This is a genomic window from Alistipes putredinis DSM 17216, from assembly GCF_000154465.1.
Taxonomy (GTDB): Bacteria; Bacteroidota; Bacteroidia; order Bacteroidales; family Rikenellaceae; genus Alistipes; species Alistipes putredinis.
Genome location: NZ_DS499580.1, coordinates 379,912 through 393,526, shown reverse-complemented (window position 1 = coordinate 393,526; position 13,615 = coordinate 379,912). Strand labels below are relative to the sequence as shown.

Annotated in this window: 12 protein-coding genes and 1 tRNA gene; 11 read left to right on the top strand and 2 right to left on the bottom strand. The window is 58.4% G+C overall.

All coding sequences use genetic code 11. From position 1 onward, the window contains the following. The 10 genes from rsmH (at window position 1) to ALIPUT_RS12175 (ending at window position 10,631) form a co-directional block, all read left to right on the top strand. The gene (gene rsmH, locus ALIPUT_RS10570; protein ID WP_040293826.1) at window positions 1–915 is read left to right on the top strand and encodes a 16S rRNA (cytosine(1402)-N(4))-methyltransferase RsmH; all 915 of its coding nucleotides are present in this window, start codon (window positions 1–3) and stop codon (window positions 913–915) included. A gap of 15 nt (window positions 916–930) precedes the next feature. Further along, a complete protein-coding gene (locus ALIPUT_RS10565) occupies window positions 931–1,449 on the top strand; it encodes a hypothetical protein (RefSeq protein WP_004329943.1) in 519 nt (172 codons plus the stop codon). Window positions 1,450–1,457: 8 nt separating this feature from the next. Continuing rightward, window positions 1,458–3,710, top strand: a complete 2,253-nt coding sequence (locus ALIPUT_RS10560; protein WP_040293917.1) for a penicillin-binding protein — start codon at window positions 1,458–1,460, stop codon at window positions 3,708–3,710. A 4-nt stretch (window positions 3,711–3,714) separates the two neighbouring features. Continuing rightward, window positions 3,715–5,175: a UDP-N-acetylmuramoyl-L-alanyl-D-glutamate--2,6-diaminopimelate ligase gene (locus tag ALIPUT_RS10555; RefSeq protein ID WP_004329941.1), complete on the top strand. Its 1,461-nt coding sequence runs from the start codon at window positions 3,715–3,717 to the stop codon at window positions 5,173–5,175. 8 nt (window positions 5,176–5,183) lie between these two features. Beyond that, window positions 5,184–6,428: a phospho-N-acetylmuramoyl-pentapeptide-transferase gene (mraY, locus tag ALIPUT_RS10550; protein ID WP_004329940.1), complete on the top strand. Its 1,245-nt coding sequence runs from the start codon at window positions 5,184–5,186 to the stop codon at window positions 6,426–6,428. Window positions 6,429–6,432: 4 nt separating this feature from the next. Further along, window positions 6,433–7,785 carry a UDP-N-acetylmuramoyl-L-alanine--D-glutamate ligase gene (gene murD / locus ALIPUT_RS10545; RefSeq protein WP_004329939.1) on the top strand — a complete coding sequence of 451 codons (1,353 nt, stop codon included), beginning with the start codon at window positions 6,433–6,435 and terminating at the stop codon, window positions 7,783–7,785. 4 nt (window positions 7,786–7,789) lie between these two features. Continuing rightward, the gene (locus ALIPUT_RS10540; protein WP_004329938.1) at window positions 7,790–9,100 is read left to right on the top strand and encodes an FtsW/RodA/SpoVE family cell cycle protein; all 1,311 of its coding nucleotides are present in this window, start codon (window positions 7,790–7,792) and stop codon (window positions 9,098–9,100) included. A gap of 224 nt (window positions 9,101–9,324) precedes the next feature. Continuing rightward, a complete protein-coding gene (locus ALIPUT_RS10535) occupies window positions 9,325–9,723 on the top strand; it encodes an RNA-binding S4 domain-containing protein (RefSeq protein ID WP_004329936.1) in 399 nt (132 codons plus the stop codon). Between the two features lie 150 nt (window positions 9,724–9,873). After that, window positions 9,874–10,185 (top strand): hypothetical protein, encoded by a 312-nt coding sequence (locus ALIPUT_RS12180; RefSeq protein WP_004329935.1) that lies wholly within the window; start codon window positions 9,874–9,876, stop codon window positions 10,183–10,185. Next, window positions 10,179–10,631 carry a hypothetical protein gene (locus tag ALIPUT_RS12175; RefSeq protein ID WP_004329934.1) on the top strand — a complete coding sequence of 151 codons (453 nt, stop codon included), beginning with the start codon at window positions 10,179–10,181 and terminating at the stop codon, window positions 10,629–10,631. The genes ALIPUT_RS12180 and ALIPUT_RS12175 overlap by 7 nt, the downstream gene beginning before the upstream one ends. Window positions 10,632–10,692: 61 nt before the next feature. Here the strand turns inward: ALIPUT_RS12175 and ALIPUT_RS10525 are convergent. Next, window positions 10,693–10,763, bottom strand: a tRNA-Gln gene (locus ALIPUT_RS10525). A gap of 139 nt (window positions 10,764–10,902) precedes the next feature. Here ALIPUT_RS10525 and ALIPUT_RS10520 point away from each other — a divergent pair. Then, on the top strand, window positions 10,903–12,147 hold the full coding sequence (locus tag ALIPUT_RS10520) for a nucleoside permease (protein ID WP_004329933.1): 1,245 nt from the start codon (window positions 10,903–10,905) through the stop codon (window positions 12,145–12,147). A 73-nt stretch (window positions 12,148–12,220) separates the two neighbouring features. Here the strand turns inward: ALIPUT_RS10520 and ALIPUT_RS10515 are convergent, their stop codons facing one another. Then, a complete protein-coding gene (locus tag ALIPUT_RS10515; protein WP_040293913.1) occupies window positions 12,221–13,429 on the bottom strand; it encodes an S-adenosylmethionine:tRNA ribosyltransferase-isomerase in 1,209 nt (402 codons plus the stop codon). Window positions 13,430–13,615: the final 186 nt, after the last annotated feature.

Sequence of the window (13,615 nt, the reverse complement as noted above, 5' to 3'; positions counted from 1 at the left end):
ATGACCTCCGTCTATCATACGCCCGTCCTGCTCGAAGAGTCCGTCCGACTGCTCGACATCGATCCTGCAGGAACCTATGTCGATCTCACCTTCGGCGGTGGCGGACATTCGCGCCGCATCCTGTCGGCACTGGGCGACCGGGGACGTCTTTACGCCTTCGATCAGGATCGGGATACCCGGGACAACTGCCCGGAAGACAGCCGCTTCCATTACGTCGAAAGCAACTTCCGCTTCATGCGGGGCGCCCTGCGGCTGCACGGAGTAACCCGGGTCGATGGTATCCTGGCCGACCTGGGCGTGTCGTCCCACCATTTCGATGCCGTCGAACGGGGATTCTCGTTCCGGGGTTCAGCACCGCTCGACATGCGGATGAATCAGCGCGGAGGAGGCACGGCGGCCGACCTGGTGAACACGCTCGACGCCGACGCCCTGACCCGCATCCTGGGCGATTGGGGCGAAATCGACACCCCCTGGAAAGTCGCCGCCTGCATCGTCCGCGCACGGACCGCGCAGCCGATCCTGACCACCGCAGACCTGGTTGCGGCCGTAGCGCCCTGTACCCCGAAAAAGGACGAATCGAAATTCCTGACCAAGCTGTTCCAGGCCCTGCGCATCGAAGTAAACGGAGAAATGGAAGCGCTCAAAATGGCGCTGGAACAGAGCCTCAAGGTGCTGCGCCCCGGCGGACGGCTGGTAGTGATCTCCTACCACTCGCTCGAAGACCGGCTGGTGAAGAACTTCCTGCGCAGCGGCAATTTCGAGGGGCGCATCGAAAAGGATTTCTTCGGCAAGCCCGAAACGCCGTTCGAAATCATTACGCGCAAGGCCGTCACTCCCTCCTCGGAAGAGCTCGTCCGCAACCCGCGTTCGCGCTCGGCCAAACTGCGAGCCGCTGCCAAAATCGTACGCCAATAACCGTTTCCGACCGACATGAAATACAACGACCACGAATTCGACCCCGTCACCGACGAGGAGCGTGCCGCCCGGGAGCGGGAGGAAGAGCTCGCCCGCCGCATCCGGCGCGAAGTGCTGCGCGTGCAGAGCGGCGAAGCCGACGAGGAAATTCGTGCCGACCGGGAGCGGGAGCAGGCCGAAGAGGAGGCCCGGCAGGAGGAGCAGCGCAAGGAGGAGCGCCGCCGCTCGAACATCTTCTGGCTCCTCTTTTCGGGCAATATTCTGGTTCGGAAAGGAGCCTCGGAATACTATCGTTACATGATTTGCATCGCCGCGATGTTTTTCGTCAGCATCTTCGTAATGTTCACGGCGCTGCACCTCGACATGAAATACTCGCGGCTTTACCGCGAGGTCCAGATGCTGCGCGAGCGCTCGACGCGCCTTCAGGAGCAGCGTTTCCGCCATACGACCCACTCGGCCATCCTCGAAGAGCTGCGCCGACGGGGCATCGACTTGTACGACCCGGTCGTTCCGGGTGAAATTCTCGACGACTGATGAGCAAGATGAAACCGGAAAAATCGCGCATCAAAAGCGACATCCTGCTGCGGGTGAGGTTGCTCTACATCCTCTTCATCCTGGCGGGACTGCTCATCTTCGCACGTCTGGTATGGGTGCAGCTCTTCAGCTCGGAGGTCGCCTACAATGCCGAACGGCTCGCCGGACGCATCTTCACCGAACAGATCATCCCGGCCCAGCGGGGCAACATCCTCACGCGGGACGGAGATCCGCTGGCCACCTCGATCTTCCGCTACCGCGTCGAATTCGATTTCGGCAGCCCGGGGCTCGACTCCGTGCGTACGTTCCACGAACAGAGCGACTCGCTGTCCAAACTACTTGCCGCCTATTTCGGCGACAGATCCGCAGCCGAATACCGTCGCATGTTCCGCACGCAGCATGCCAAACACTACCAGGTAAAATACCGCAAGGACACCCTCGTTCCCCGCTCCGAAGGACGCATCGCCCGCTGGATCGACCGGATTTTGGACCGGGAATTCGTGCCGAAAAAACTCTACGATACCCTGCGCGACCACACTCCCGTCCAAATCTTTCCCCGCGACATCGACTACACCGAATGGGAAACCCTGCGCAAATACCCGCTCCTGAACTGGAACATGGGCATGGTTTACAACCTGCGTGAAAGCGACGAACGCATCTATCCGCAGGGCGAACTGGGGCGCCGCACGATCGGACTGACCGGCGACCGAGGCAACTACGGCATCGAGGCCGTCTATCGCGAAGAGTTGGCCGGCCGCGACGGTCGGGCCACGCGCCAACGCATCGCCCGGGGTTTTTACGGCCGCGTCGTGGACGGCGACAACATCGACCCGATCGATGGACTGGACGTGGTCACGACGCTCGATCTCGATGTGCAGGACGTGGCGAACCGTTACCTGCGCGAACAGCTCGAAGCCCAGAACGCCATCTGGGGCACCACGATCGTGATGGAGGTCCGCACGGGCGAAATCCTCGCCCTCGTGAATCTGGGGCGCACCCCCGGCGGCGGATACGCCGAGCGGGAGAACTACGCCATCGGGCGTAACACGGAGCCGGGCTCGACCTTCAAGCTGGCTTCGATGCTGCTGTTGCTGGACGACGCGGATATGCCGCTGGACCAGACCTACGACACGGGCAACGGACGTGTGGTGAAGGTCGGCGGCATCCGGGTGCAGGATTCGCACGCCGGATTCAACGACATGGATTTCCGCACGGCGGTCGCCCAGTCGTCGAACGTCTATTTCGCCAAGGCGATCTGGGAGCGTTATGCCGACAACAAGGAGCGTTACAGCGACTTCATGAAAAAGCTGCACCTCGACCAAACCGTCGGACTGGAGGCTTTCGGCGAGAAAAAACCGCTCTTTCAGGATTGGAAGGAGGTGCCCGACCCCAACAGTATGCTCGTACGCCGCTCGTTCGGCTATCGTATCAAACTCTCCCCGATCCAGGTCATCACCCTCTACAACGCCATTGCCAACGACGGCAAGATGATCTCGCCGATTCTGGTCCGGGAGCTGCGTCGGGACGGGGACGTGGTCAAGCACTTCAAAACCCAGACTCTCGTGGATAAAGTCTGCTCCGAACGTACGCTGCGTGAGGTCCGCAAACTTCTCGAAAGCGTCGGCACGGAAGGTACGGGTGCTGGATTTTTCCGCGACACGACCCTCTACACCGTAGCGGCCAAGACCGGTACGGCCCAATACGCCGACGACAAAATCGGCTACCGCGACGGCTATTACATCGGCAGCATGGTCGCCTACTTCCCGGCTCACAACCCTCGCTACACGGTGCTCACGACGATCCACACCAAGCGGCAGGCCGGCAAATCCTACTACGGCGGCCCGCTCTCGGGTCCGGTGGTCAAGAAAGTCGTCACCTACCTCTACAACCGGGAGCACGACTGGGATCTCTCGCCGGAAAATTCAGGGGAAAAACACTATCCCCGGCGAATCAAAGGCGGCGACATCGCCCAGATCCGCCGCATCGCCGACAAATTCTCGCCCCGCACCTCGTTCGAAGACCGCAAAGGCTGGGGAACGGTACGGATCGACTCCCTCTCGAACGTCACGATCTCGACGCTCGCACAGGACGACCAAACGATGCCCAACGTCGTAGGCATGGGACTCAAAGACGCCCTGTTCCTGCTCGAAAGCCGGGGCCTCAGAGTTTCCTTCTCGGGACGAGGCTCCGTCCAATACCAAAGCATCGCTCCCGGCACGCGGATCTCGCGCGGGGGAGCCGTAACCATAACACTCAAATAAAGAGATGAAACAAATTCAAGAATTAATCAAGGCGACACAGGTGCTCCGCGTGGAAGGCAACTCCGATACACGTGTGAGCAGACTGGCGTATGACTCCCGCCGCATCGCTCCCGGGGACTGCTTCTTCGCCGTGAGCGGCACCCAAAGCGACGGGCACGCCTACATCGACGCGGCCGTCACCGCCGGTGCCGCAGCCGTCGTCTGCCAGCGGCTGCCCGAACACCTCGCCCCGTCGGTCTGCTACGTCGTCGTAGCGGATACCAACGCCGCGATGGCCGACATGGCCGCCGCATTCTACGGCGACCCGAGCCGTCAGCTCAAACTGGTCGGCATCACGGGCACCAACGGCAAAACCACCACCGTCACCCTGCTCTACGACCTCTTCCGGGGCTTGGGCTACAAGGTCGGCCTGATCTCGACGGTCGTTTACCGCATCGACACCGAACGCATCGAATCGACCCACACCACCCCCGACGCCATCCGCCTGAACGAGATGATGGCCCGCATGGTCGAAGCCGGGTGCGAATACTGCTTCATGGAGGTCTCCTCGCACGCCATCGTGCAGGAGCGCATCCGGGGACTGCATTTCACGGGCGGCATCTTCTCGAACATCACCCATGACCACCTGGACTACCACAAGACTTTCGCCGAATATATCCGGGCAAAAAAACTCTTCTTCGACAATCTCCCGAAAGAGGCTTTCGCACTGATAAACATCGACGATCGCAACGGCCGGGTCATGGTGCAGAACACGCGGGCGACCGTCAAAACCCTCTCGCTGCAATCGATGGCCGACTTCCGATGCAAGATCCTCGAAACACACCCCGACGGTATGGAACTGCGCATCGACGGACGTGAAGTATGGGTCCATTTCCTCGGCCGCTTCAATGCTTACAACCTGCTCTGCGTCTATGCCGCAGCCCTGCTGCTGGGCGCCGACCGCGAAGAGGTGCTCCAAATCATGAGCACGCTGCATCCCGTAAGCGGACGCTTCGAATTCGTACGGGCCGCCGACGGCACCACGGCGATCGTCGATTACGCCCATACGCCCGACGCTCTGGAAAAAGTGCTCCAGACCGTCGAGGAGATCCGCCGCCCGGGACAACAGCTCTTCGTGCTGTGCGGCTGCGGCGGCGACCGGGACAAGACCAAACGCCCCGAAATGGCGCAGATCGCCGTAAAATACGCGACCACCGCAATCCTCACTTCGGACAACCCCCGCCACGAAGATCCCGACGCGATCCTCGACGACATGGTCGCAGGACTCGCCCCGGGTGACCGCTACCTGCGGATCGCCGACCGCGCCGAAGCCATCCGCACGGCCGCGATGCTCGCCAAGCCGGGCGACATCCTCCTGCTGGCCGGCAAGGGACACGAAACGTATCAGATCGTCGGCGACGTAAAAAACCATTTCGACGACAAGGAGGAGGCTCTCCGTGCCTTCGCCCTCTACGCTAAAAATTAACCTGCGACATGCTCTATCATCTTTTCAAATATTTCGACAACGTTCACAACCTGCCCGGCGCAGGTATGTTCCAGTACATTTCGTTCCGCGCGGCGGCAGCCATCATCATCGCCCTGCTGATCGTCATCGTCTTCGGACGCAACATCATCAACTTCCTGCGCCGCAAACAGATCGGTGAGGAGATCCGCGATCTGGGGCTCGAAGGACAACTCCAGAAGAAAGGCACGCCCACGATGGGCGGCGTAATCATCCTGCTGGCCATTCTCATCCCCGTACTGCTTTTCGGACAGCTCGACAACGTCTATATCCAACTGATGCTGGTTTCGACGATCTGGCTGGGGCTGATCGGCTTTCTGGACGACTACATCAAAGTCTTCCGCCACCACAAAGAGGGGCTCAAAGGGCGTTTCAAGATCGTGGGACAGGTCGGCCTGGGCATTATCGTAGGTACGACCATGTGCTTCTCGCCCGACATCGTCGTCCGGGAAAAGACGACCGAACCGGTCGAAACGATCTACCTCGACGAACACGGCCGAACCATCGCCGACCACATCCAGCGGCGCATCGTCAGCTCCGAGAGCCGTCAGACGACCCAGACCACGATTCCCTTCGTCAAGGACAACGAATTCGATTACAGCTGGCTCACGGGCGGCAACCGCACCCTCACTTGGATTCTCTACGTCGTCGTGGCGATCCTGGTGGTCACGGCCGTTTCGAACGGCGCCAACCTCACGGACGGACTCGACGGCCTGGTGACGGGGGTATCGGCCCCGATCGTACTGGTGCTGGGCATCCTGGCCTATCTCTCCGGACACATCGTCTATGCCGACTACCTGAACATCATGTACATTCCGGGCAGCGGCGAACTGGTCGTCTTCGCAGCGGCGCTGGCCGGTGCGCTGGTCGGCTTCCTCTGGTACAACAGCTTCCCGGCACAGATCTTCATGGGCGATACCGGCTCGCTCTCCATCGGCGGCATCATCGCCGTCTTCGCTCTCTGCATCCGCAAGGAGCTGCTGCTGCCCCTTCTCTGCGGCATCTTCCTGGTCGAGAGCCTCTCGGTCATGCTTCAGGTGAGCTACTTCAAATACACCAAACGCAAATACGGCGAAGGACGCCGCATTCTGCTCATGTCCCCCCTGCACCATCACTACCAGAAACAGGGTTTCTTCGAAACCAAGATCGTCACCCGTTTCTGGATCGTGTCGCTGCTGCTGGCGGCCATTACCCTGGTAACGCTTAAAATCCGATAACCCCATGAAAAAAATAGTTGTCCTGGGCGGCGGCATCAGCGGCTACGGCTCCGCGATCCTCGCCAAGAAGAAAGGATTCGACGTTTTCCTCTCCGACAAGGGGCGGATCGCCGACCGCTACAAAGCCAAACTGGACCAGTGGCAGGTCCCCTACGAGGAGGGGCACCACTCCGAAGAGCGGATTCTCGCGGCGGACGAGGTCGTCAAGTCGCCCGGCATTCCGGACAAGGCGCCGATGATCGTCAAACTCCGCGAAGCGGGCATTCCGGTCATCTCCGAAATGGAGTTCGCGGGCCGCTACCTGGGTAAGGCCCGGACGATCTGCGTCACCGGCTCGAACGGCAAGACGACTACTACGTCGCTCATCTACAAGATCCTGCGCGACGCCGGCTACAACGTAGCCCTCGGCGGCAACATCGGCGAGAGTTTCGCCTACTCGGTCGCTACCGGCGATTACGACTGGTACGTACTGGAGTTGAGCTCGTTCCAGCTCGACGGCATGTTCCGGTTCCGCGCCCATATCGGCGTGCTGACGAACATCACGCCCGACCACCTCGACCGTTACGACTACTGTTTCCAGAACTACGTGGATGCCAAGATGCGCATTACGCAGAACCAGAATTCGCGCGACTTCTTCATCTATTCGGGCGACGACGAGGTGATCTGGCAGCAGTTGCCCAAATACGACCTGCGGATGAAGCAGCTCCCCTTCGCGGCCAAAAACGCCGTGGCGAGCGGCGCAGGCGATGCGTTCCTTCTGGACGGAAAATTCACCGCAACTGTCGGCCGGGAGTCGGTGGAGATCGACACGGCCAAAATGCGGATTCCCGGGCTGCACAACGCTTATAATGCTATGGCGGCGGCGCTCGCAGCGCTCGCGGCCGGAGTATCCCCGATCCGCATCCGCAGCTCCATCTACGACTTCGCGCCGGTGGAACACCGGCTCGAACCCGCCGGAGAGATCGGCGGCGTGGCCTACATCAACGACTCGAAAGCCACCAACGTCGATTCCACGTGGTACGCACTGGAGAGCATGAAACGTCCCGTAGTCTGGATCGCAGGCGGTACGGACAAAGGCAACGACTACGAGCCGCTCAAGCGGTTCGCCCGCGAAAAAGTGCATACGCTCGTCTGCATGGGCATCGACAACCGCAAGCTGGTCGAAAGTTTCACGGGCATAATTCCCGAAATCATTTCGACCGATTCGCTCGACGCGGCGATGCAGGCGGCCCGCAAAGCTTCCCGTCCGGGCGACGTGGTGTTGCTTTCACCGGCCTGTGCGAGCTTCGACCTCTTCAAAAATTACGAAAACCGGGGCGAACTGTTCAAACAGTGGGTCGCCGAACACGCGAAATAATAAGATGGAAGCGGAAAAACAGACGGAGAAAACGGCCGGCAATCCGAACACAGAGGGTACGACTGTGCAGACCGACGCACCCGGACAGGAGCCCGGCATGAAACTCTTCGCCGGGGACAAGGTGCTGTGGATCATTATCGCGGCACTGGCCGTCATTTCCGTACTGGTGGTCTATTCCTCGACGGCGAAGATGGCCTACGATGCGCATACGGCTCGTTCGACGGCCCACTTCCTGCGCCAACAGCTGCTGATCCTTTTCGTCTGCGTTCCGCTGATCATCATCGTACACAAGATCAACTCCCGGATATACAACCACCTGGCGCTGGTCGCCTATGCAGGCAGCGTTCTGCTGACGCTGGCCGTCTATTTCATCGGCGCCACGACCAACGGCGCCGCCCGCTGGATTCCGCTCGGTCCTTTCCAGTTCCAGCCTTCGGAAGCACTCAAGGTCGCCACCGTACTGTTTCTGGCCCGGCAGCTCGCCGGCCGGCAGAGCGTGATCGACAAATTACGGATCATCCCCTCGCTCAACCCGCTGCGGTGGAAGCGCCCCGACCAGCGCAAAATCTGGCGCGAGGGCACGTGGCCCATCCTGGCCCCCGTCCTGCTCTCCTGTGTAGTGATCTTCCCGGCCCACACCTCGTCGGCCGTGCTGGTCTTCTTCGCCTCGTGGGTGATGATGCTTATCGGACGGGTGAGGATCGGTGAACTGATGAAACTGCTGGGCCTGGCCTTCGCCGCCGTAATGCTGGCCGGCCTGCTGAATCTGGGCCGCAGCGAAACGGCCGGCGGCCGCGTGGAAACCTGGATCGACCTCTGGACCAAGCCCCAAACCGAAAAGCCGATCGACCAGCTGACCGACACCGAGCGTTCGATGATCGCCATCCACAACGGCGGCATCCTGGGCGAAGGCGCCGGACAGAGCGCCATGCGCATAGAGATGATCCACCCGGAAAGCGATTACGCCTACGCCTTTTTCGTCGAGGAGTACGGTATCGTCCTGGCGCTGCTGCTGCTGTTGCTCTACCTGTGGATCTTCTTCCGTGCCATCGAAATTTTCCGACGGTGCGGCACGGCATTTCCGGGTCTGCTGGTCCTGGGATTGGCCCTGTTGATTACCTGCCAGGCGCTGCTGCACATCATGGTAACGGTAAACCTGATTCCCGAAACGGGACAAACCCTGCCGCTCATCTCACGCGGCGGCTCCTCGACGATCTTCACGGCTATCGCCCTGGGCATGATCTTGAGCGTCAGCCGACAGAACGACGAACAATCGCACGACATGCCCAAATCGGAAAGCATCTATGAGAAATAGCCCGCGACACTTCCCCACCGAAACCGCCGTTCCCGAGGGATCGATGCAACTACCGACCTCCGGTTCGAAGACCGTCGGACAACCCGCAGCCGCACACTACCAGCTTCGGCTCTGTTCCGACATCCTGTCCCGAATCGTCAGCACAACGGAAAATCCGAATCTGCCGGAGCCACCGAGCCTCCCGACATCGGATTTTGCCTGTACGATATAATTGAAAAAACGAAATGGAAGCGATCAGATTAGACAAATACCTCTGGGCCGTACGCATCTTCAAGACCCGCAGCGACGCGGCCGAAGCCATCCGCCAGAACCGGGTGCTGGTGAACGACGCCTACGCCAAACCTTCGCGCGAAGTGCGGATCGGCGACCGAATCGCCGTCAAACGGATGCCCGTGACCTATCTCTTCGAAGTCGTGGGCTACGTGTCGAGCCGCCAGCCGGCCAAGAACGTCCCCGACTACTGTCGCAACATCACTCCGCAATCGGAACTCGACAAGCTCAACATCCCCCGCGAAACGGTCTTCGTCTTCCGCGACCGGGGTACGGGACGTCCGACCAAAAAGGAGCGGCGCGAACTGGACAGCCTTATGGAGGAGATATATTTGGAAGAAGAGGAAGAGTAACCAAAGAAATATAATACTTATCGGACAATAATTCCATTCAAACGAACTTTTTTTTCACAATAATGTTATTTTTGCAGTATGGGAAACGGCAGAAACCTTCAACTTAAATAAAAATACCATTATGAAAAAATCTTTACGTTTTTAATCGGTTTGTCCCTGTGGACCTTGACTGCGACAGCACAAGAACCGGTCGCCGAAACGACCTCTCCCGTTGCGACGGAAACGGATTCGCTGCAGCGGGTCGTCGATGACCTATCCCAGCAATTACGGCACCAAAAGAACGAGGAACTCGATCGCAAAATATGGAAAAACAGGTCCAAGTACTTCAACCTCGGTTACGTAAAACAATCGCTCGTATTCAAGGATTTCGGCGACGAGAAGCTGAAAAACGATTTCGGCGTGTCGATCAGTTGGGGTAAAACCTATTTTACCTGCACAAAAAACCGTTGCTCGGAATGTTGAAATTCGGTCTGGACTGGAGCTGGGTCGATCTGAACTATTCGAAATACACGATCTCCGAATCGGAAGAGCCGGGTTCGGGTTCCGTCGGCGACATTATGGATGAAACGATCGACATCGGCAATCATCAGCTGGAATACGGCATGCAGGTCGGTCCTTCGATTACGATCAACCCGGTTCACGAACTGAAAATCAGCCTCTATTTCCGACTCACGCCCTCCTACTCGATGATGTACCTCGACGATAGTTTCAACTCCAACTTCGCCCTGTTCTACAGCTTCGGCGGATCGGTGGCCTGGAAAGTGATTTCGGTCGGCGTGGAAGGTCGCTGGGGCCAGGCCAAATACAATGGATTCTCACTCGAAGATGCAGACCTGGAGGGCATCTCATCGACCAAAACGAAACTGAAAACCAACTCCGTCCGTTTCTACGTCGGATTCCGCTTCTAAAAAGCGCCGACCGCAATAACGAAGAAACGCGCCGCTGAATATCAGCGGCGCGTTCTTTGTGTTGAGCTACCTGGATTCGAACCAAGAATAACAGGACCAGAATCTGTTGTGTTACCATTACACCATAGCTCAATGTCCTTTCGGTGATGCAAAAGTAGAACTTTATTTTTCAACTGCAAAGAAAATTCCGAAAAAAATTTATACTTTTGTTCATAACCCCTTTCGGGAAAAACGGCCTGCAAAAGTAAAACAACACATAAATCAACCAATTATGGGAATCAAATTCCGTCTTATCGTCATGAACTTCCTGCAGTACGCGATCTGGGGTTCGTGGCTCATTTCGCTGGGCGCCTACCTCGGCGGAGGTCTTCAGTTCACAGGGTTGCAAATCGGCAGTTTCTTCGCTACGATGGGTATCGCATCGCTCTTCATGCCGGCCCTCATGGGTATCATCGCCGACCGCTGGATCCCCGCGCAGAAGCTGCTGGGCATCTGCCAGCTCATCAGCGCCGGGTTCCTCGTCGCAGCCGCCTCGCAAACCGCCTACGGCCCCCTGTACACCTGCATGTTGATGAGCGTCATGTTCTACATGCCCACCATCGCCCTCTCGAACTCGGTAGCCTACAATGCCCTCGACCTGGCGAAACTCGATGCCGTGAAGCACTTCCCGCCCATCCGGGTCTGGGGTACGGTCGGCTTCATCGCCGCCATGTGGTTCGTCGATCTGGTTCAGATAGGCGGCGTACAGATCAAACTGACCTATTGGCAACTGTACGTTTCGGCCATCCTCTCCCTGATTCTCGCGATCTACTCCTTCACGTTGCCGGGCTGTCCGGTCAGTCATGCCCGGAAAAGCCAATCGTGGATCGACACGCTCGGACTCCGCGCATTCGCTCTCTTCAAGGAGAAACGCATGGCGATCTTCTTCATCTTCTCGATGCTGCTGGGCGCCGCTCTTCAGATTACCAATGCCTTCGGCGACAGTTACATTCAGAACTTCGGCACGATGCCCCAATACGCCGACTCGCCCATCGTGCGCCACTCGGTAATCCTGCTCTCGCTCTCGCAAATGTCCGAAACATTCTGCATCCTGCTGATTCCCTTCTTCCTGCGACGCTTCGGCATCAAATGGGTGATGCTGATCTCGATGCTGGCCTGGGTGCTCCGCTTCGGATTCTTCGGTATCGGCAATCCGGGATCGGGTGCCGTTTTCCTGATCCTCTCGATGATCGTTTATGGGGTCGCATTCGACTTCTTCAACATTTCGGGCTCGCTTTTCGTCGAAAAGGAAACTACCCCCGACATCCGTTCCTCGGCGCAGGGTGTCTTTATGATCATGACCAACGGACTCGGTGCTTTCTTCGGCTCCTACGCGGCAGGTGCGGTAGTCGATGCTTTCGGCTGGCCCGAATCATGGTATATCTTTGCGGGTTACGCGCTGGTCGTCGCCATCGTCTTCGCAATGGTCTTCCGCTACAAACACAAGCCCGAAGAGATGGGGGCCGTAAGCCACTAACAAGCAATCCCCGTCACAACAAACGGCCGGAAACTATCACGTTCCGGCCGTTTTCATTTATAATTCAAAGTTCTCAACGCATCAGCACCGAGCTATCCCCGTAACTCAAAAAACGGAAATCGTGCGTGAGGGCGTAGTCGTAAATCCGATGCCAATCATCTCCCACGTAAGCCGACACCAACAACAGCAACGTCGATTTGGGCTGGTGGAAGTTCGTGACGATATTGCGCACGATCCGGAAACGGTATCCCAGCGGCGTAATCATGATCTGCGTGGCGGCCTTGAGTTTCTCGATCCCCTCACGAACCATATAGTCTGACAGTACCTGCAATGCTTCGCGGCCTGTAAACACCTCGGGCAAGTCGTACAACTCCCACTGCCCGATCACGCGGCTCGCATCGGGCGCACCCGAAGTACGGATCCGCCACGCCAGCGCCGTCAAAGACTCCAGCGTTCGGACGGAAGTGGTACCTACCGCCGTAATATTATCCCACTTCTCCAGCAGCCGCTCCACGCTGCTTCGACGGATCTCGAAATGTTCCGTATGCATCGGATGCGCCGCCGCATCGCGGTCTTTCACGGGCAGAAATGTTCCGGCCCCCACGTGCAGGGTCACCTCTTCGAACGAAAACCCCTGCGTCCGCATCCGCTCGATCAACTCCGGTGTGAAGTGCAGGCCGGCCGTCGGAGCGGCCACGGAACCTTCGAATTTCGAATAGACGGTCTGGTAACGGGTATTGTCGATCTCCTGACTCTCGCGGTTCAGGTAAGGCGGGATCGGAATCCGGCCCAGATGTTCCAGCAGTTGTCCGAACGTCAGATCAGCCGTCCATTCGAAGCGGACGATCTGCTCGCGGCCGCCCTCGCCCTCACGCCAGGCCAGCATCCGTTCCGCGCGACCTTCATATTCGAAATCGATCACCAGCGGGCCTTCTTTCCATTTTTTGAGGTTACCCACGATGCAGCTCCAGCGGCACGAACCTTTCACGGCGAACGCCCGCTCGTAATCCGCCGGATCGTGCGGTTCGAGGCAGAATACCTCGATCCGAGCACCCGAAGGTTTGTGCATGATAATCCGCGCCCGAATCACCTTGGTATTGTTGAACACCAGCAGGGTCCCCTCAGGCAGTATGTCGCCGATGTCGCGGAAGCGGCGCTCCGAGATTTCCCCCCGTTCGTAAACAAGCAGCTTCGATGCCGATCGCTCCTCGAGCGGATACTTGGCGATCCGCTCGTCGGGCAGGTCGTAGTCGAAACGGTCTATGTCGATATGTCTTTCCATTTTCAGCATATAGCGGGCACAAAATTAATAAAAATCCCGGTCTTTACGGAAAAAATACCCGGTTTAGACCAGCAAATAAATTTGGCGCTGCGCTCGGCTTTCACTATCTTTGCATCAGATAGAAGGCGGTTCGGACAAGCTCGAACGGGTTCGGCTCGTCGTTCCCTTTTGCTATCTTTACAAAAA